General features: G+C 52.1%; 14 protein-coding genes. 4 read left to right on the forward strand and 10 right to left on the reverse strand.

Annotated elements, in window-relative coordinates; all coding sequences use genetic code 11:
* Positions 1-30: 30 nt before the first annotated feature.
* Positions 31-987: a RodZ family helix-turn-helix domain-containing protein gene (locus tag QWI17_RS10690; protein WP_302722494.1), complete on the forward strand. Its 957-nt coding sequence runs from the start codon at positions 31-33 to the stop codon at positions 985-987.
* Here the strand turns inward: QWI17_RS10690 and QWI17_RS10695 are convergent.
* The 6 genes from QWI17_RS10695 to QWI17_RS10720 form a co-directional block, all read right to left on the reverse strand.
* Positions 984-2,198 carry a sugar efflux transporter gene (locus QWI17_RS10695; RefSeq protein WP_302722495.1) on the reverse strand — a complete coding sequence of 405 codons (1,215 nt, stop codon included), beginning with the start codon at positions 2,196-2,198 and terminating at the stop codon, positions 984-986. The genes QWI17_RS10690 and QWI17_RS10695 overlap by 4 nt on opposite strands.
* Positions 2,199-2,529: 331 nt before the next feature.
* Positions 2,530-4,413, reverse strand: coding sequence for a pyruvate dehydrogenase complex dihydrolipoyllysine-residue acetyltransferase (aceF, locus tag QWI17_RS10700; protein WP_302722496.1), 1,884 nt, complete (start codon positions 4,411-4,413; stop codon positions 2,530-2,532).
* 107 nt (positions 4,414-4,520) lie between these two features.
* Positions 4,521-7,169, reverse strand: a complete 2,649-nt coding sequence (aceE, locus tag QWI17_RS10705) for a pyruvate dehydrogenase (acetyl-transferring), homodimeric type (protein ID WP_302722497.1) — start codon at positions 7,167-7,169, stop codon at positions 4,521-4,523.
* A gap of 263 nt (positions 7,170-7,432) precedes the next feature.
* On the reverse strand, positions 7,433-10,159 hold the full coding sequence (locus QWI17_RS10710; protein ID WP_302722498.1) for an insulinase family protein: 2,727 nt from the start codon (positions 10,157-10,159) through the stop codon (positions 7,433-7,435).
* Entirely contained in the window at positions 10,156-11,250 is a 1,095-nt protein-coding gene (locus QWI17_RS10715) for an AI-2E family transporter (protein WP_302722499.1), read from the reverse strand. The genes QWI17_RS10710 and QWI17_RS10715 overlap by 4 nt, the downstream gene beginning before the upstream one ends.
* The gene (locus QWI17_RS10720) at positions 11,251-11,541 is read right to left on the reverse strand and encodes a sulfurtransferase TusA family protein (protein WP_302722500.1); all 291 of its coding nucleotides are present in this window, start codon (positions 11,539-11,541) and stop codon (positions 11,251-11,253) included. It lies immediately after the preceding gene.
* Positions 11,542-11,881: 340 nt separating this feature from the next.
* Between QWI17_RS10720 and QWI17_RS10725 the strand changes: the two genes are divergently transcribed.
* Positions 11,882-13,312 carry a M48 family metalloprotease gene (locus QWI17_RS10725; protein WP_302722501.1) on the forward strand — a complete coding sequence of 477 codons (1,431 nt, stop codon included), beginning with the start codon at positions 11,882-11,884 and terminating at the stop codon, positions 13,310-13,312.
* Between the two features lie 58 nt (positions 13,313-13,370).
* On the opposite strand, the gene QWI17_RS10730 is transcribed toward QWI17_RS10725, so the two are convergent.
* From QWI17_RS10730 to QWI17_RS10745, 4 genes are all read right to left on the reverse strand, one after another.
* Positions 13,371-16,592, reverse strand: coding sequence for an EAL domain-containing protein (locus QWI17_RS10730; RefSeq protein ID WP_302722502.1), 3,222 nt, complete (start codon positions 16,590-16,592; stop codon positions 13,371-13,373).
* 161 nt (positions 16,593-16,753) lie between these two features.
* On the reverse strand, positions 16,754-16,963 hold the full coding sequence (locus QWI17_RS10735; protein WP_302722503.1) for a SlyX family protein: 210 nt from the start codon (positions 16,961-16,963) through the stop codon (positions 16,754-16,756).
* A complete protein-coding gene (locus QWI17_RS10740) occupies positions 16,960-18,126 on the reverse strand; it encodes a serine hydrolase domain-containing protein (protein ID WP_302722504.1) in 1,167 nt (388 codons plus the stop codon). The genes QWI17_RS10735 and QWI17_RS10740 overlap by 4 nt, the downstream gene beginning before the upstream one ends.
* On the reverse strand, positions 18,123-18,467 hold the full coding sequence (locus QWI17_RS10745) for a c-type cytochrome (protein WP_302722505.1): 345 nt from the start codon (positions 18,465-18,467) through the stop codon (positions 18,123-18,125). Before QWI17_RS10745 ends, QWI17_RS10740 begins: the two co-directional genes overlap by 4 nt.
* Positions 18,468-18,559: 92 nt before the next feature.
* Here QWI17_RS10745 and yciH point away from each other — a divergent pair, with 92 nt between their 5' ends.
* Positions 18,560-18,886: a stress response translation initiation inhibitor YciH gene (gene yciH, locus QWI17_RS10750; RefSeq protein WP_302722506.1), complete on the forward strand. Its 327-nt coding sequence runs from the start codon at positions 18,560-18,562 to the stop codon at positions 18,884-18,886.
* A gap of 176 nt (positions 18,887-19,062) precedes the next feature.
* A complete protein-coding gene (locus QWI17_RS10755) occupies positions 19,063-19,602 on the forward strand; it encodes an energy transducer TonB (protein ID WP_302722507.1) in 540 nt (179 codons plus the stop codon).
* The last annotated feature ends 32 nt before the right edge of the window (positions 19,603-19,634 follow it).

The following is a 19,634-nucleotide window of genomic DNA, read 5'->3' on the forward strand; positions in this document are numbered from 1 at the left end:
TGTCATAGGTAAACGCTACAGGTATTCGCAATGACCAAAGATCGGGAAAAAACCAAAACTGAGTTACTGCAGGAGCTGGAATCTATTCAGGGTTTACTCGATGACGATGATATTCCAATGCTGAGCGAGGTAATAGAAAAGTTAGAGCCTGCAAGCAGTGACATACATAATAGTATGAATGACCGCCCCCTAAGTGTTGACGAGTACCAAAGTTTACGCAGTGCCTACGACGACCTAAAACAAGAATTTGCGCAAAGGGAAAACACACTTGCCGACCTGCAATCAAATTCTGACAACAGCACGACTCAACCTGAAGGCACAGCAAATTTTTTGCAAACGTCATTTGACAGACCGAGCGAGGAAGAAAACCTCGAGCTTGATTTAGGAGGTCCTACCACACCAAACGAACAAAGCGAAAGTTTCACTGTTCAAGTCAGTGAGCTTGCCAATGAACAAACAGCAGCCTCCTCTACGCTGCCGTTACCAGGTCAGCAGGCGCTGTTTAATCCGCTATCGGACGCCAGCACCAGTGAGGCATCCCAACAGGCCCCAGAAAATTCCGATACTGATCTGAACAACGGCCGTAACACCGCACCGACCGATGATAGCCCCCCCGCTATTGACGAGAATGAAATTAAAACTGCAACGCCCGCGGTCGCGCCGAGTACGGATGACACTGACAGCGCCTCCGATGCAGATAATATTAGTGAAACAAGCAAGCATAACGAGGAGGCGGCAGAAGCGGTTAAATCAAGCGCTAAAGCCACCGGCGAGAATCCCTTTCTTCCACAGCATATCCGCGCGCGTTTGCGCGGCAATCGGGCAGGCGACTTTGCGTTACAGGATACCATCCAACCTCGCGAATACACGCGCGGTCAACTGGTAAACGAGTTGATAGACAGTGTAATGCCCGACATAGAGGATACTTTACGCTTAAAGCTCGCCGCTATGAGTGATGAGCAAATTAAAAAATTACTCGATACTTAACGCTCAGTAGTCACCGCAGCAAACAGCAACAAAGCCAATACGACCAAAAATATATTCGCCACAAACACACTTTGATATCCAAAAAGCTCCGCCACCCCACCAACCAACGCACTACTCAACAAGGTGCCCACATGGGTGGTATTGGTATAAAGTGCCGACGCACTACCCGCCCGCCCCGGCAGCATTGTCTGCACTACAGACACCCCAATGCCCGCTAAAACTCCGATAAAAATGGCGTTTGCAAACTGCAGCGCAAATAGTTGCCACAAAGAAGTGGCGAAATAAACCCCAACATACAAAATTAAAGCAGCAATACCACTGGCGCGAACCAAAACCAGCGGATTGATTCGACTTGCCAGCACTCCTGCTAGCAACATAACAGGCACTTCGAGCCCGGCCGCCGCCCCCATTATCCAACCAATCCAACCAGTCTCTATACCCAAATTACGTGTTAAATGCAGAGGCAGACTTATCAGGTAAGCATTGTTTACACACCAAAAAACCGAGAAGGCTAAACTGCAATACAGCAGCGACACTCGCGCCTTGCGATCAAGCCCTGTGAGCAAGCGAACTTTGGTTTTCGGTTGTTCTGTCTGCAATGGATCTAACTTCAAGGCAGGCAGCAACTTCGGACTAATAACAGCGACTGCGGCAAATAAACCCGCCGCGACCAGATATAAGCGAGTGAAACCAAAGTGGCTGACAATCAAAAACCCAGCCGGTGGGCCCGCAACCCAGGCAAAGGCAATTTGCGCTCGTACAGCGGCATTGAAAAGCGCAATACGTTCAAGCGGCAGATGACTTTCAGCGTACTCAAGACTGTAGGCCAAAATTTGTGAAAACGACACCATCGCCAGACTCAACAAAAAAATGGCCGACAATGAGGTTAACCAGTAGTGGCGAGAGTACGCAAACACCAGTGCTCCAACAATGCCAACAGCACATAACCCAACCACTAAGGCGCGCCGATCACGCAAAGAGTCGGACCACTCTCCAATTAGGTGATTATAAATAATGCTGCCAACAGCAATGCCAGCATAGGGAACGCCTACCCAAAACGGACTAACACCAACCTCTTCAGCAAAAAAAATACTTAAGGTTGGCAGCAGCAATGCACCCACAACACCCGTGGCAAACGTTAGAAAGTAAATACCCAGAGCTACCGGCTGTAACAATGCCTTGACCACAATCACCTCGATGTAGTGATACAAATTTAAATGGAAAACTCCCGAGCAAACAGTCGCTATTCACTAGTCGGCTGAAGTAATCGAACAGCTCAGGCGAAAATCTTCAGTAAGGAGCGAGAGCCCAATTGCGACGGTTAACCTTTGGAGCCTGTCAATAGCAAGCCAAATTAAAGATCCCCGCAGACCGAAAGTCCTTTAATTTGTACAAACGACTGCGAAAATAATCGAAAACAAAAACAGGCAGAACCAAAACTTGATCTCTCATCATATACCCGACAACAATCAAGTCGCACGCAACAAAAAAGCCCAGCGGGACAAGTCCACGCTGGGCTTCTCTTTTTTGACGCTCTGGCTATTACAGCAGTAGACGACGCACGTCAGCGATAACGGCCGTCAGATAAGTAAAGAAGCGACCGGCGTCAGCACCGTTAATGGCACGGTGATCATAAGACAGAGCCAGCGGCAACATATTGCGCGGCTCAAATTCTTTACCGTTCCATACAGGTTTCATTTGCGCTTTAGAAACCCCCAGAATAGCCACTTCAGGAGCATTAACAATAGGCGTAAAGCCGTTGCCACCCATAGCGCCCAAGCTAGAGATAGTAAAGCAACCGCCCTGCATATCGGCAGCGGTTAATTTTCCATCACGCGCCTTTTTCACCAAAGCGGTGAAATCATCGGCCAACTCCCACAAACCTTTCTTATCGACATCGCGAATCACTGGCACCATCAAGCCATTTGGCGTATCCACTGCAACACCAATGTGCACATACTTCTTCTGGACAATATGCTCACCATCGTGGTGTATGGACACATTAAAGCTTGGCTCAGCAACTAATGCCGCAGCAGCAGCCTTCAACAGAAATGGCAATGGTGTTAACTTGCTTCCGCGCTTCTCAGCTTCAGCCTTCAGACCTTTGCGGAAAGCTTCCAGCTCGGTAATGTCTGCATCATCCCATTGTGTAACGTGTGGAATGTTCAGCCAATTACGAACCATGTTGTCCGCGGTAAGCTTTTTGATTTTGCTCATTTTCACGGTGTCAATTTCACCAAATTTGGCAAAATCGACCGCCGGGATTGCAGGTATACCACTACCGCCTGTTGCAACACCGCCACCAGATTGCGTTGTCGTAACAATATTTTTCACATAATTACGCAAATCATCTTTGGTAATTCGCGAACGCGGCCCTGTGCCTTTAACCTTGCTCAAATCAGCACCCAACTGACGCGCCAACTTGCGAACCGAAGGTCCGGCATATACATCGGCACTATTGTTGGCAACGGCTTCGTTATCTGCCGTCACAGGTGAGCCCGCGGATGTGGTTTTAGCAGGAGCCGCCGGAGCAGATACTGCCGGAGCGGCTTCGGATTTTGGTGCCGATGCCGCCGGGGCCGGAGCTGAACCTTCCAGCTGACAAATCAAGTCACCCTGAGAAACTTTATCGCCTTCTTTAATGGCTAGTTTCACAACTTTGCCGGCCGCGGGAGCTGGAATTTCCATTGAAGCCTTGTCAGTCTCAAGAACAATCAAGGTATCACCTTCACCAACCTCATCGCCTTCTGCAACGGACAGCTCAATAACATCTACGCCTTCAGCACCGCCAATATCAGGAACCGGTACGTCCTGTATCGCAACGCCACCGTCGGCTGGAGCTGGTGCCGGCGCAGAAGCGGACTCGGCCACTGCGGCTGGTGCTGCTGACTCGCTGGTCATTACGCCCAGCGTGTCGCCCTGCGATACTTTATCGCCTTCCTTCAAAGCGATGCTGACAATAGTGCCGGCAGCCGGGGCTGGAATTTCCATTGAGGCTTTATCAGTTTCTAGCACAACAAGTGAGTCGCCTTCGGCCACTGTGTCGCCTGCTGCAACGCACACTTCAATGACGTCGACATTATCCGAGCCGCCTAAGTCTGGCACAATAATTGGCTGCTCTGTGGCGGCCGCCGGTTCAGCAGCCGGGGCTGATTCAGCGGGTGCTGGCGCCTGCGGCGCATCTGCGGCAGATGTTTCCACCTCAACAATCAGATCACCTTCGGAAACCTTATCGCCCTCTTTTACTTTAATCGCCTTGACGACACCGGCAACGGTGCTTGGCACTTCCATCGATGCTTTATCGGTTTCCAGTACCACCAAAGAATCGTCCAACTCGACGGTATCGCCTACAGCAACCGAAATTTCGATAACGTCTACGTTCTCAGAGCCACCAATATCCGGGACCTTTACTGATTCAATTGCCACTTTAAATCCTCGCTACTTTATTCAGTCCGCCCAAGCTTTTGGCCCGGGCGCAAATTATCCAGTGATCTTGCAGCCGCACCATGGCGGCTACTGGGTCGCGGTAGCGACTATACGGTCAATGGATCGGCTTTTTCTGGATCGATACCAAACTGCTTAATGGCTTTGGCGACTACATCCATTTTGATATTGCCTTGATCGGCCAGCGACTTAAGCGCTGCGATCACAACAAACTCACGGCTCACCTCGAAGAAGTGACGTAGTTTTTGTCGTGAATCACTGCGACCAAAACCATCGGTACCCAGTACGCGATACTCACCCGGTACAAACGCACGCAATTGCTCTGCGTAGTTCTTCATGTAATCCGTGGCGATAATAAATGGACCTTCACTGCCTTCGAGCTGCTCGGTAATGTACGGCTTGCGGGGCTCAGCTGTTGGGTTCAGCAGGTTCCAGCGCTCGGCGGCCTGACCGTCACGGGTCAGCTCGTTGACACTGGTCACGCTCCATACATCGGCCTCAACACTGAAATCGTTGCGCAGAATTTCTGCCGCAGCGCGCACTTCGTTAAGAATAGTCCCCGAGCCCAAGAGCTGCACTCGATTTTTCTTCTTACTGGTACCCTTCTCAAGCTTGTAGATACCCTTAATGATGCCTTCCTCGGCACCTTCCGGCATATCCGGATGCACGTAATTCTCGTTCATCAAGGTGATGTAGTAGTAACAATTCTCTTTGTCCTGATACATGCGCTTCAGGCCGTCCTGAACCAATACCGCCACTTCGTAAGAGTAAGTCGGATCGTAGCTGCGACAGTTAGGGATGGTGTTCGCCATAATGTGGCTGTGGCCATCCTGATGCTGCAAACCTTCGCCGTTCAACGTTGTGCGACCGGCGGTACCACCAAGCATAAAGCCGCGAGCTTGCGCATCGCCGGCCAACCAGGCCAAATCACCAATACGCTGGAAGCCAAACATTGAATAGTAAATGTAGAAAGGCAGCAGCGGCTTATCGTGGTTGCTGTATGAAGTAGCCGCAGCAACCCAAGCAGCCATAGCGCCGGCTTCGTTAATACCCTCTTCAAGAATCTGGCCTTTTTCATCTTCTTTATAGAACATGATTTGACCGGCATCTTGCGGAGTGTATTTCTGACCGAACGCCGAATAGATACCCACCTGACGGAACATACCTTCCATACCGAAAGTACGCGCTTCGTCTGGCACGATGGGCACGACCTGCTCACCAATCTTCTTGTCTTTCAGTAGCGTATTCAAAACGCGTACGAACGCCATCGTGGTCGAAATTTCGCGCTCTCCGGTCCCTTTGAGCTGCGCCTTAAACGCTTCCAGAGACGGAATTTCCAGCGCTTCGAAGTCGGCCTTACGCGCAGGCAAGTAACCGTTGAGTTCTTTGCGACGCTGCTGCAGATACTGCATCTCTGCACTGTCTTCTGGCGGACGGTAGTATGGAATGCTTTCCAGATCTTTATCTTCGATTGGAATATTGAAACGGTCGCGGAAAGTTTTCAGCGCGTCCATGTCTAATTTTTTCACCTGGTGAGCGTTGTTTACCGCTTCACCGGTGGGGCCCATGCCGTAACCTTTCACGGTTTGCGCCAGAATAACGGTTGGTTGACCCTTGGTGTTTACCGCCTGATGATATGCGTTGTACACCTTGTGAGAATCGTGGCCACCGCGAGCCAGACGTAGAATCTCGTCATCCGACATATCTTTAACGAGTTCAAGCAGTTCAGGGTACTTGCCAAAGAAGTTCTCACGCGTGTAAGCACCACCATTGGCTTTGTAGTTTTGCATTTCGCCGTCACAGACTTCGTCCATGCGCTTTTGCAACAGGCCGGTTTTATCTTTCTCCAGCAATGCGTCCCAGCCGCCGCCCCAAAGAACTTTAATCACGTTCCAGCCGGCACCGCGGAATACGCCCTCTAGTTCCTGCACGATCTTGGCGTTACCACGTACCGGGCCATCGAGGCGCTGCAAGTTACAGTTGATAACGAAAATTAGGTTTTCGAGTTTTTCACGGCCAGCCAGCGAAATGGCACCTAAACTTTCTGGTTCATCACACTCACCGTCACCGAGGAAGGCCCAAATCTTGCGATCGCCTTTCTCAATTAATTCGCGGGCGTCCATATAGCGCATAACGTGCGCCTGGTAAATAGCGCCGATCGGACCAAGCCCCATCGATACAGTTGGGAACTGCCAGTAGTCTGGCATCAGCCAGGGGTGCGGGTAAGACGACAGACCTTTGCCGTCAACTTCGCGGCGGAAGTTATCAAGTTGATCTTCGCTCAGGCGGCCTTCAACGAAGGAGCGCGCGTACATACCGGGCGAGCTGTGGCCCTGAAAATACACCAAATCACCGGGGCCGTTTTCATTACCGCGGAAAAAGTGGTTAAAACCCACTTCATACAAGGTGGCAGCCGATGAGAAAGAGGCGATATGGCCACCCAGCTCATCATCGTTTTTGTTGGCACGAACCACCATGGCAATAGCGTTCCAGCGAATGATTGAGCGTATTTTCTGCTCAATGTAAGAGTCGCCCGGGCTTTGAATTTCTTTCGATGTGGGGATGGTATTGCGGTAGGGGGTAGTAATGGCTGAGGGCTGGTCAATACCGTGATCGGCAGCGGCCTCTGACAGACTTTTCAGAAGAAATGCAGCTCGCTCCATACCTCCGTGACGAACAACAGATTCCAAGGCATCACGCCACTCTCGGGTTTCCAGAGCATCAATATCTTCTATCATATAATCTCCTCAGTCATGCGCCTTTTGAGCACATTTAGACAAAGCGTTAGCACTAACGCGGACCTAGCCTGGCAGGATAAACCAGTGGCCTCGCCCCCATTAAGCACTCACAATCGCTGGGTTTTACCCCCAATGCAGGGGCCGAAAAATGCGCGAATTTTTACATATTTAGCGGGTATTTACCAGTCCTGCGGACTTTTAACCAAGTTAAAGCAACGACTTAGCCTATCCTCGGTATGATATTTGCTCAGCAGGTCTATTTTTTACTCAATCACCAATGGCGGGAACTCAAGGGGCAGCCGCACCCCGACCTTCGCCGTCGTGAAGGATCGACTGTAGTGCTCTCGAGCACCATCACCATCGCTCATCAGATAAATATTGGCCGCAAACAGGCGCTCGACATAGCGCTCTACCGACGCACTGTTAAGGGCTGCCACGCTAGCCCGGTCATTATCGGGAACCGGGTTGACCAGAGTGCGCCATAAATGCCGCTGATGCCAGTGTGCTTCCACCTTGTCGGGCGCCTCAGCGCGCCACTGGCGTTTTAACTCAGCCAATCTCGGCCCAATATCCGGCTCTGCAAGTCGGCGCTGTAGCGCTTCGAGCAAGGGGCCCGTTAGAACATCACCAGAAGTCGCCAAGGACAAGGCCGCCACTCCAGCCATGTTATTGCGTTGCGCGCGGATGGCCACCGCCACGCCTTCTGCTTCACCGGGCTCATCTGACACATTTATTAACTCGCCATTAAGCAAAGCGGCAACGGCCCGAATAAAGACAAAATCCTTAGCGTCACTAGAGCCACTTTGCAGGTAGAGCTCCAGCTCTCCTGCCCTGCGCTCTAAGCCGTGTGGCTGCCCCTGATCCGCAACCACCAGGCGTGCAGGCGCTGGCGGCGCACTGTCATTGTCGAGTAAAGCCAACTCTGCCAGAGCAGCCAGCCTCTGCGCCTCCTGCCGATAGAGGCTGCCGGCCGCCAACATCTGCAAAGACTTGACCTGCATATTATAACGCCAGGTTTCGGGCTCTAGCGAGTTGAGCGCCTCTAGCAACTCCCAGCGCGACCAATAAGGCTCATACTGCCAAAGAATAAAGGGGTCGGTGAATGTTCGCCCCAATGGCCCATTATCGTTTAGTTCTGCTTTTAGCCACGCTATGGCGCGTGTCAAGTTGTCACCAACCTTCATAGGCTCGTCGTACACGCGACCAAACTGGGTCAGAAAAAGCCCTAACTGAGAGTTATAGCCGGATATTTCAACATCTACACCGAGCACAGTAGGCCGCAATAGGTATTCCATTCCAGCCCGCTGTGCATGGTCTAATGCGGGCGCTAATTTTTCGGCCAACAAATAAACGCTGAGCAACGTATCAACCGCCTGACGCGCCGATGCATCGGCGCCCTGAGTGACCAGCCGCAAAAACAGACTCGCATCAGGGGATGCCTGTAACCCAGTGGTTTGATACCACGCTGTCAATTGAGGACGATCAATCAGCTCAACCGGCTTTGCGCCGGCTGCGATTTGATGACTTGGCAACAGTTGTGACGACTTGGCCGTCAGTTTTTGCGGTATAAATTTGTTTGCATCCGGCAAAAATAAGCGGCGTTTAATCTCGGGCTTAATATCCGGGTGCTCATCATTAGCCTCGACTACCCGATACGGTGTATGGCTGTGGCCTGCAAATCGATCGGTTTCGGCAGATTCATCGACCAATAGAGTGATGACATTGTCGGGGCGCAATGCAGCCATCGCCCGCTGAACACTCAGAGGTTCAAACTTGCCGTAATCAAACGATTGAGAGAGCGCCTTGCCGGGAGCGGCTGACTGCAAACGGTTCGCCAGGGCAATCAGAGAGTGCTCGGCAAATGCATCGCGATATAAGAATTCATATCGCTCTGCTCGCGCCAACTCCTGAAAACGCCAGGCATCTAAACCCTGTCGCTTAATGTTGTCAATGACATAGTACAGTAGCGCTTCGACTTGGTTACTAGCCCTTACCCCTAATCGTGTGAGTTCAATATTCACAACAGCAAAACCGTCACTGCCGGGCTTATGTTTAAAATCCAGCGTGATTTGCTTCGCCCAACCTAACGACCTCAAAAGTGCGACCAGACTGCCCGGCCCACGACGGGTCAACAAATACTCAAATATTGAAAATGACTTATTTCGCTCTATGTCGGTCAAATTGGCGACGGGAAAATAGAAGTAAAGCGCGGGAGACTCGGCCTCACTGGCGACTTGCGCCTTGATAGGCAGCTGGTCTTGCTCGAAGTTAAAATTGTCATAACCGCTTACAGCCTGCTCGATGGGCAACTCCACTTGCAATAGCGATTTGACCCGCGCCTCCATATCATCCAGCGATGCCGCCGAGCGCACCGCCAGTGCAGCGCGGTCGGCGCGGTAATAGGTCCGATAGTAGTCTTTCAGCGCAGGGCTTAAACTGGCCATAGGCGCGATACTGACGGATTGACCGTGCAGCTGTTTAGAGGCCAGCGCCGCCACCACTTCCAATCGCTGCTCCTGCGCCGTAACCGTGCTCGCAGCCCGAATGGTGTCGGCCAACCCCTGTTGTGCCCGGGCAACGCTCACCTCACTTGCAACCACGGGGCTCAGCAAAGGCACCACGTGTTCCAAAGAGCGTTCCCGGGCATAGCTTGGAAGACTAAACACGACGTAGCGTGGCGACAGACTAATGTCGATAGAGGCCTGCGATTGCTCCTGCAAGACAATAGCGGCCAGCCTGTGTATATCAGGAAATGCCAGCGGGTCGGTTGCTCTGCCCGCCTGAATGCTAAGCGCCCAATCTAAACCATCTGCGTCAAGATCCTGTATTAACAAAACCTTTAAACCGTTAGCCAGAGTCAAATTGCGATAGCCGCGAGCGTCTAGTGGGCTATGCTCGACTTCGACACCCTGAGCCGCCCCCACCGAGGAGCAGCACACGAGCACCAGCAGAACAATACCCCTGACGCCAGCAAAGAGGGGCAACCTCATGGCTCCTCGCCTGTTACCTGCGCAGAATCGGTATGCGCATTATTAACACCTATCGGCCACGCGTGCAGGATCGCCTTGACTAATGTAGCGAGAGGTATAGCAAAGAACACTCCCCAAAAACCCCACAGCCCGCCAAATACCAAGACGGCCATTATGATGGCAACTGGGTGCAGATTGACGGCCTCAGAAAACAGTAGCGGAACCAGTACATTTCCGTCCAGCCCCTGAATAATGCCGTAGACCAACAGCAAATAGAAAAACTCGGAACTCCAGCCCCACTGGAAGAAACCGATCATGGCAACCGGTAAAGTCACAACGGCCGCCCCAATATACGGAATCAAGACCGACAGCCCGACAGCGATCGCGAGCAGGGCCGCATAATTTACACCTAAAAGAGCAAAGGAAATAAAAGTCACGGCCCCAACAATCAGAATCTCAATAGCCTTACCGCGCACATAATTGGCTATTTGCTGGTTCATCTCGTGCCAAATCTTACTCATTACCGGGCGTTTACGTGGCAAAAAGCTCGCCACCCAATCCACGATCAGCGCACTGTCTTTTAGGAAGAAGAAAACCAGAATCGGCACCAATACAAAATAAACCAACACGGCCATTAACATGGGTAAACTGCTCACCGAGAAACTCACAATACCCTGACCAATGCGCCCCAGTTCAGCGGTCGTTACCGCCATCAGCTCCTCGACTTGCGCTTGACTGACCAAATTAGGGTAGTTTTCAGGCAGCAACAGCAATACATCTTGCCACTCACCGATCATACGCGGCATTTCCGCAATAAAGCGCGCCGACTGCTGCCAGATAACAGGCAACAATATAAACAACACCGACACCAGCATGGCCACCAGCAATACAAATGCCACCGAGACCGCAAGCCAGTGTGGAGCCCCCCAGGTACGCAGTCGCACCACCACGCCCTGCATTAAAAAAGCGATGATGATACTGGCGATCATAGGCGCCAAAACCATACCCATAGTCACGAGTACCGCTAAGCTGGCAATGATAAGGACCACCAGCAACACAGCCTCCTCGTCAGAGAAGTATCGGTCTATCCAGCTGCGAAAAATCCTAAACATCTATTTTTGCTCCTGCCCGGCGGCTTTGGCTTCCGCACCTTTACGAATAATATGAATGTACACACCCTCCTCTTCTCTTTGTTCGAGCAATGTGTGTACCGACAATTCACAATAAGCCGCCAAATCGCGGACCGAACCGGCATCGGTAGCGATCACCTCCAGCACATCACCCGCAACCATTTTATTCAGGGCCTGTTTTGCCCGCAGCAACGGCATAGGACAGCGCAAATCTCGCGCATCTAACAACTCAGGATTATATTCAGTGGAACTACCGTTTTTACACTCGGTCATAGGGTTTACTACTCATGGTCAATACCTCCGAGCATTGAGGCGAGCGAACATGCTATTGAAGTCTGCGTTTTTAAACAAGTCTTTCCCGTCGCTGTTGAACAGCGCGAATGCGGGTGAGTTCTGATCCCAATCAGCCAAAATAAAGTGAACAACCGGCTGCCACGGGCGAAAACAAAGCCACGAGCCTGCGCCCAGACATGCCAGCGATACCAGCCCAGAGCGACGAGAGCCATAAAACCTGTGAACATTTTGCCTGCTTATGAGCATCGCACAGGTGTTAAGATAGCACCCGCAATACGTAGCCGCGCCAGTAACAAGATGATCGGAGTCGTTGTTTAACGTGAGAAAAGTACTACTAGCCACCCTGCTGTTTAGCTTTAGCCTGACGTCACACGCAGCGGACGGGCTCAATTTGCCCGACTTTGGCGACACCACATCAGGCATTGTCTCCTTCCAGGAGGAACGCCGCCTCGGGCAAATGTTTTTGCGTAGCTATCGCAGCCAGGTACCTACTTCCAGTGACCCCTTGCTCATCTCTTATCTGGAACACCTGATTGCCAAACTTGCCCTGTACAGCCCATTAAACAATCGCAATTTTGACCTGATTGTCGCCGAAAATTCCACCATGAACGCCTTTGCCGCCCCCGGCAACATTATTGGTGTGCATACCGGGCTACTGGTTCACTCGCAAAGTGAAGCGCAGCTAGCATCCGTACTGACCCACGAACTGGCTCACTTGAGTCAAAGGCACTACGCGCGGCGACTGGAACAGCAGAGCAATATGGCGCTGCCTTTTTACACCGCATTGCTGGCCAGTCTCGTGCTGGCAGCCAGTGGTGACGCCGACGGTGGTATCGCTGCGATTAGCGCTACCCAGGCAGCGGCCGCCGATGCCCAATTAAAATTTAGCCGCCAAAACGAACAAGAAGCCGACCGCTTAGGCATACAAACGTTAATCGACGCCGGCTACGATCCCTACGCGGCATCCGACATGTTTGAGCAAATGCTGCGGGCATCGCGCTACTCTCGCCGCCCCCCGGACTTTTTACTGACTCACCCGGTAACAGAAAGTCGGATTTCCGACGCCCGGGCCCGAGCCATGCGCTACCCACGGCGCCTTCAGGCCGACAATCTGGAGTTCCACCTAATGCGCTCGCGTGTGCGCGCCGGCCAGGCTGAAACACCGCAGCGGGCTATCGACATGTTTCGCGGTGAACTCGAGGGCAACTCTCTATCGATGGATTCCAGTCAATATGGCCTTGCCCTGGCTTATGCCGAAGCGGGCAACCCCACCAAAGCGCGCGAAACGCTCACGCCACTGCTGGAGAAAGAGCCCGACCGACTCACCTATCAAGTGATGGATATCGATATCGACATAGCGGCCGAACGCTACAGCGAAGCCTTGGACAAACTCAAAACCGGCCTGCATGATTTGCCCAACTACTACCCTTTTAACGTGCGCTACGCCGAAGTGCTGATGAATTCAGGTCGCTATCAGTCGGGAGCGCATTTTTTGTCCCAGTACGTACGCAACCGCAAAGACGATCCCTACTTGTGGTATCTGCTGGCAGAGGTCAATGGCTTGGCGGGCGATGTACTGGGCGTACACGAGGCCCGCGCAGAATACTTCATTTTAATTGGCATTTACGACAAGGCCATCTTACAACTTCGCAACGCCTTAAAGCTCACCAAAACGGATTACAAAACCGCGCTGCTCAATGAACGCCTGCGTTATGTGGAAAAACTACGAGCGGACCTAGACAGACGGTAGAGGGTACGGATTACGGGGTACGGGGTACGGGGTATGCTCTGTGACCTTGGGCGCCCCTCTAGTCTGGCGACTCTTCTTTGCTATGGCGCAAGTGCTCACACCAAGAAGACTCATTGATCCAGTCCGCCAATGCCTCTGCATTCATAGGCCGGCCAATAAAATAGCCCTGCGCATCATCACAGCCCATGGCCATTAAGCGATCCAACAAAACCTGATCCTCTACACCTTCGGCCACCACGTTAATTTCAAGGTTGTGTGCAAGCTGAATCGTGGACTTAACGATAATGTCATCACGGTGCGACTCCAGCATTTGCCGCACAAACGAATTATCAATTTTCAACGTGTGAATGGGCAGGCGTTTCAAATACGCCAGAGAGGAATAGCCAGTACCAAAATCGTCGACCGATAAACCCACACCCAACTCATGCAGCTCGTCCAAATTGCGCAATGCCCGAGCCGGATCGGTCATAATTGCACTTTCAGTAATTTCCAAATCCAGTGCGTTGCCGGGCAAATTGTGCTGGTACAACATACGTCGCACCAAAGATGGCAAGTTATCGTCCAGCAAGTTTCGCGCCGAGAGGTTAACGGCAACCGAAAAATCCAAACCCTCATTTTTCCAAACACGGGCCTGGGTAATTGCCTCATCCAACACCCAGCTGGTAAGAGGGTGCACCAAGCTCGTCAGCTCAACGATCGGTATAAATTCGGCGGGTGATACAAACCCCATCGTCGGGTGAAACCAGCGTATTAACGCTTCAACCCCGTAGCACTGGCCCGTTTTCAAATTGACCTTAGGCTGATAAAACAAGGTCAACTGTTGTTCACGGATGGCCTTGCCCAAATCGCTCATCATAGCCAAACGTTTTGGCGAGTGCGGGTCATACTCGGCGTTGTACAACGAGAGCCCGCACATATCTTTTTTCGCACGGTACATAGCAACATCAGCGTAACGCATCAAGGTACTAACGTCTTCAGCCTGACTGGGTGCCAGAGAAACACCAATACTGGCACTGATCTCGGTAGAGAACCCATCCAGAACAAATTCTTGTCGCAGGGCATCGAGGGTACGATGAGCAATAATAATGGCCTGTTGCGGATTGCGAATGTGCTGTAAAAAAATGGCGAACTCATCACCACCTAAACGCGCAACAATGCCCGGCACTTCGGCCAGTTCCGCCTCAATCCTTGGTCCCACCAATTGCAACAACTGATCGCCCACTTGATGCCCCAAGGTGTCATTAATTTCTTTGAATCGATCAAGATCAATCAGTAGCAATGCCCCCTGCTGATTTGGTTTTCGCTCAGCAAGCCAGCGCTCCATTTGTTTATACAAACTGACCCGATTGGGTAACTCAGTAAGAGAATCATGATTGGCTTGATAAGCTAACCGTTCTTCATAGCGCTTGCGGGCGGTAATATCTTTTGTGGTACCCCAAACTCTCACCAGGTGGCCACTTTCAATAACGCCCACACAAGAAATTTGGCGGTAAACTTTATCTCCGCGCCGATTATTCTGGGCAATTTCATGGTCGCCCAACTGATAGTGGTTACGGATGAACGTATGAATATCAAAAAAGTAATTGTGTGATCCGATTTGGGCCAGTCCACTGCCGAGAATTTCGCGCTTGTCAGACAGCCCCATCATGCTCAATAGCAAATCGTTGCACTGAGACAGTCGGGCATTGTCGGCAATCGCTTTAGCCTGACTGTCCACCGATAGTTGCAGCGACACAGCAGGCTCTATGTCATAGCACCAAATGGCATCGGTACTGTTGGCTCTGTACGCCTTATAACGTGCCTCGATGTCGCGCAGGCTTTGTGCCTGTTGTACCTGCTCGGTCACCTCACTCATGGTGAGCAACACGCCGGTAATCGAACCTCGCTCATCGCGCGTTGGCACCTTATCGACACTGTACCAACGGGTCCGACCGTGCGTTGTTACCGATTCAAGAGAGTCGGTTTGTGCAATGCCGGTACGAATAACATGCATAATTTCGCGCTGACGTTCAGCAGGGTCATCCCAGCCGCTGGCATACTCTGCGAAATATTTATTGCTGAAAGATTGCGAGCCAAACGCTTGACGCGCCGCTTGGTTCACCTCGCGAACAATACCCCACCTATCCAAATAGCAAATCGCCGCGCGCACGGCATTGAGCAGCCGTTGCACATCGTGCCCTTTGGGCGACGTAAAAGAATGCAACGGAATGGGGCTGAGAAACTGAACATACAAACCTGACTTTTGCTCGCCTAAACGAAGCGGCAAATCCAGTACAGTAAAACGCCGTTCAGGGTCCTTTTCATTGAGTGACAATGGCAGAATTTCGGCCAGTGCCGACTGCCCTAATAGAGATTCTTTACCTAAGCGGCGCAACGCCATGGCGGTATGAGCGGAGTAACGGTCCAAATCTGTCAGCCCGCTTGTCGCCGCAATAGACTCTTCGACCAGAGTAAGCTCACCCAGCGAATGCAAATCTGAGAGGTAAAAACCCTTTTGGTTTTTAATCGCTACCAACGCCTCTCCGCTTAACGCTAAACTGTCGACGTTGGCTAACGGGTCGTGCTGACCCGCCTTTTGCTGGTGCATAAAAAACGCGCCCTGGGCGCTGTCAGTCTCTACCGGTATAAAGCGAATACGAAACTGTCCAAAGCTTAGTTGGGCGCCGACTTGCCGAATAGGATAACGCACCACATAAGTACTGCCCTGCCCCTCGCGCCCGGCGCGCTCAACCACTCGCGCCATCGACACCTGGTCAGTTAAGTGGCCATCCAAGCTCAAGTTATAACGCCCTATTGCCCTCTCCTGCTGGCGTAAACTCAACCCCAACAATTCGCGGCTGGCGCTGTTTTGCCAGCGCAAAGTGCCTTTGGAATCAAACAGAGCCATACCATCGCAGGACAGCTCCAGCACGGAGAGAACGTGCAGGCTGACACCCAGACGGTTTACTTGACGCCCCAGCGGTATGGCAATGCCTTCAATAAGCTTTTGGGGCTTGCCCGCGGGCGAGGAGAATGTCAGCAATAGCTTGAGCGGGTCGCCATTGTGTTCGAGGGTTATAGAGCAAAAGCAGTCGTCGGGACTAGCGCGCTCTAAGTGAGCGAGCGCACTGACAAAAGAAGAGTAATCGTCTTGTGAAAGCTCATTAGACAGGTTCTCATAACACAGGGTCTGAGACACACCGGTATTAGTGAGCAGTAGGCGCGCGTTGTCAGCATCATAGCACCAGTGCCAGCAACCGTGGCCCGGGCCTAATCTCTCTGCATTGTGAGGACCTGGCAAACGGACCTCGTTCCTGTCGTCTATTCCCTGCATAGTCCTTGCGGGTTACCTAAAGGCTTTAACAGTACAAGTGTAGACACTTAAAGCCACTTTTTACAATTATATGTGAGCAATCATTGGCGTCAAAATCCCACCAATAATCAATCACTTATAAGACGAATCTAGTAATGCGGTGGCTTTTCGTCAACAACACCCTGAGACTGCTCGCGCTCAAACATTAAATCATCGTATTTTTGGGCCACCGACTTTAGCGCAGCAACCAGCTCCTGAATCTGTCGGTCCTGCCGCGCCACCATGGTATTTAACTGCGCCAAGGTATCTTCCTGATAAGCCAGACGGCTTTGCAGTTCTTGTATTTCTGAATTACTCATACGCACTCCGAAAGGGCTTGCACAAGGCGTTGAGCCCTGGCATCAATCAGTAAACTTTGACCCAAACGGGCCGTAACATAGGCAAAACCAATACCGGTTGCCGGGTCGGCAAAGCCCACGCTGCCGCCAGCGCCCGGGTGGCCAAAGCCTTGTAAACTGCCATAGCGGCAATCATCCACATCCTGCGACAGCATAAATCCCAAACCAAAGCGCAAATGTACACCCAACACTCTGTCCTGTGCGGCTGAGGATTCGCGTGTAAATTCACTCAGGCAACTGACACGGGGCTGCGAAGCGGACACCAGGTCACCGTAAAATTGGGCCAGGGAAAGCGCATTGGTATGCAGGTTCGCCGCCGGAATACAGGCTCCCCGCCAAGCCTCACTATTGGTACTATTCATCAGTGACATTGGGTTAGCAAAAGCGCGATTGGTCACCCCGCGCGGGTCGGCTTTCATTAATTGCCCCAACGCGGCGCTGTTCGCCCCTTTACTCGCGCTCCCCGTGGAGCCCAGTGGCTTTTTCAAAGGGGCAACATCCGCCAAATTACCTTGTGCAGAAGTTGGAACACCCAAATAAGCCTGCATTCCCAGCGGCTGCGTTAACGTCCTGGAAAATAAGGTTGGATAATCCACCTCACCACTGACCCGACGCGCGATTTCAGCCAAAATCCAACCATAGATAAAAGGCGAATAGCCCTGTGCTGTTCCCGGCTCCCACCAGGGTGTTTCGTACTCAAGCAAGCCGTTTACAGAGGCGATGTCAAAAATGACAGGCTCCTTCACTCGCGGGTGGAAAGCGCTCAAACCGCTGGTGTGGTTGAGCACCTGACGGGTAGTTACCGCTTCTTTGCCACGACTGCCAAATTCCGGCCAGTAACGGGCAACCGGCACATCCAAATCCAGCCGGCCAGTGTCCACCAAATGCATAACCACCGCGGCACACAGAGGCTTACCGGCAGAAAACACATTGACGCAGGTGTCCTCCAACCATGGCAAATTACCCGCCCGATCGCGCGTGCCCGCCCACAGACTGGCGAGAACCTTACCGTCTTTAACAACCGCAAGCGCCGCACCTTCTTCGCTAAAATCCCGAAAATTAGACGCGAAGGCCTCCTTCAACGGTTGCAGCGACTGACCGGCAGAGCCCTTGATGTCAATCACTCGCTCACCCCCGGCATACTCTGCGCGGCGAAATACGCCGCCAAGTGTGTAATGTCTTCCTCATTGAGGTTGATGGCGATTGAACTCATCATCGGATTTTCTCGAGTACCGTGTTTAAATGCGTGCAATTGCTCGGCAAGGTAGGCCTCACCTTTGCCGGCAAGCGATGGATAGGACGCGATCCGGGATACACCCTTAGGGCCGTGACAGCCCATGCACACACGCGCCTTTTTCGCACCCAATGCGACCGGGTCCACAGGCGCGAACGCCGCTTGGGTGGCGCCCTCCTGGCCACAGGCCGCCAACAACAAAAGCATTACAAAACCATAAATGAACCGCACTTACACTCCTTATCGAACTTAGCAAACGCTTAATTGGGCGCATTATACAGGTTATACTCTCGCACCTAGTTGCCGATTGAGCAGGAGGTAAAGTGAGTAAGAATTCGCGCTTGGTGTACTCCACCGACCAGGGACGCATTAAAGAATCAGATAACGCCCCCGAACCCACCGCCCCCAGCGATGGTGTTGTTCGGATTTGGAAAGAGAGCAAAGGCCGTGGCGGCAAAGTCGTCAGTGTCGTTAAAGGCTTGCCACTGTCAGGTAGCGAACTCAAAACTCTAGCCAAAAAACTGAAACAAGCCTGCGGTACCGGCGGGGCAGTAAAAGACGGCAACGTTGAAATCCAGGGTGACCATCGCGAGACATTAAAGGCTACGCTGGAAAAGGCGGGCTATACAACGAAGCTGGCCGGAGGCTAAACAGACTCGGGCTTTTACCTTTGACCTGCATGTACGGCTACAGCCAACCGATGTGAAGGTAAATTTGCCGATCAGACGCCAAATAATGGCGTAATTTTTGCTCTAGTGGGGTATGAATAAGCAAAACGACGTTTTTATGACGTTACTGCGTGAAGCACTACTGTGTGAGGAACCCCATGGACACCAGCCTAACCTTCGCCATTATTGACAGCACTTTTAAAGTAGCCGCCGGAGCCGGTATCGCCTTCGCCAGCGCCTGGTGGTGGAGCCGACAAAATCACGTCATCGGCCCGCGCTCACTGCGCGAGCAAAAGCGCCTCGACATATTTGAGGAAATTTCCGGTTTCGTCGGCGATGTGACGCATATATTCAGTAAATACGCTTCTCTCGCTGCCGAGTCTGTTGAATTTGGCGAGCGCTGGCCCGCCACCCGCAAAGCAGAGCTGGAAAAAGTGAATGAGGAGCTGGTCGCTACCTTTCAGAAAATGGCCGCTGCCGAAGCCAAACTTTTGATACTGGGCGAAAAGAATTTGGAGAAAAGCCTAAAAATATACGCCGGGCAAATCGTCGGCTATCGCCGCCAGGTATACGCCGGGCGCAAAGACATCACCCCAGAGCAAGCAGCCGCCCTGCGTCAGGGCGTGCTGCAAGCGCGGGAAAGCTTCTACGATATGTTGAGCCGGAAGTACGATAAGGTTTTATCGGGGGCGATTTAGAGGTACCCCACAGGAAAACGGCATAAGATCAA

It is taken from the genome of Gilvimarinus gilvus (genome assembly GCF_030518155.1).
Taxonomy (GTDB): Bacteria; Pseudomonadota; Gammaproteobacteria; order Pseudomonadales; family Cellvibrionaceae; genus Gilvimarinus; species Gilvimarinus gilvus.

Coding starts and splice junctions, on each gene's coding strand:
- QWI17_RS10715 (WP_302722499.1), bottom strand. CDS start 11,250: ATGTTTAGGATTTTTCGCAGCTGGATAGACCGATACTTCTCTGACGAG.
- QWI17_RS10735 (WP_302722503.1), bottom strand. CDS start 16,963: ATGAGTAATTCAGAAATACAAGAACTGCAAAGCCGTCTGGCTTATCAG.
- QWI17_RS10720 (WP_302722500.1), bottom strand. CDS start 11,541: ATGACCGAGTGTAAAAACGGTAGTTCCACTGAATATAATCCTGAGTTG.
- aceE (WP_302722497.1), bottom strand. CDS start 7,169: ATGATAGAAGATATTGATGCTCTGGAAACCCGAGAGTGGCGTGATGCC.
- QWI17_RS10710 (WP_302722498.1), bottom strand. CDS start 10,159: ATGAGGTTGCCCCTCTTTGCTGGCGTCAGGGGTATTGTTCTGCTGGTG.
- QWI17_RS10690 (WP_302722494.1), top strand. CDS start 31: ATGACCAAAGATCGGGAAAAAACCAAAACTGAGTTACTGCAGGAGCTG.
- QWI17_RS10755 (WP_302722507.1), top strand. CDS start 19,063: ATGGACACCAGCCTAACCTTCGCCATTATTGACAGCACTTTTAAAGTA.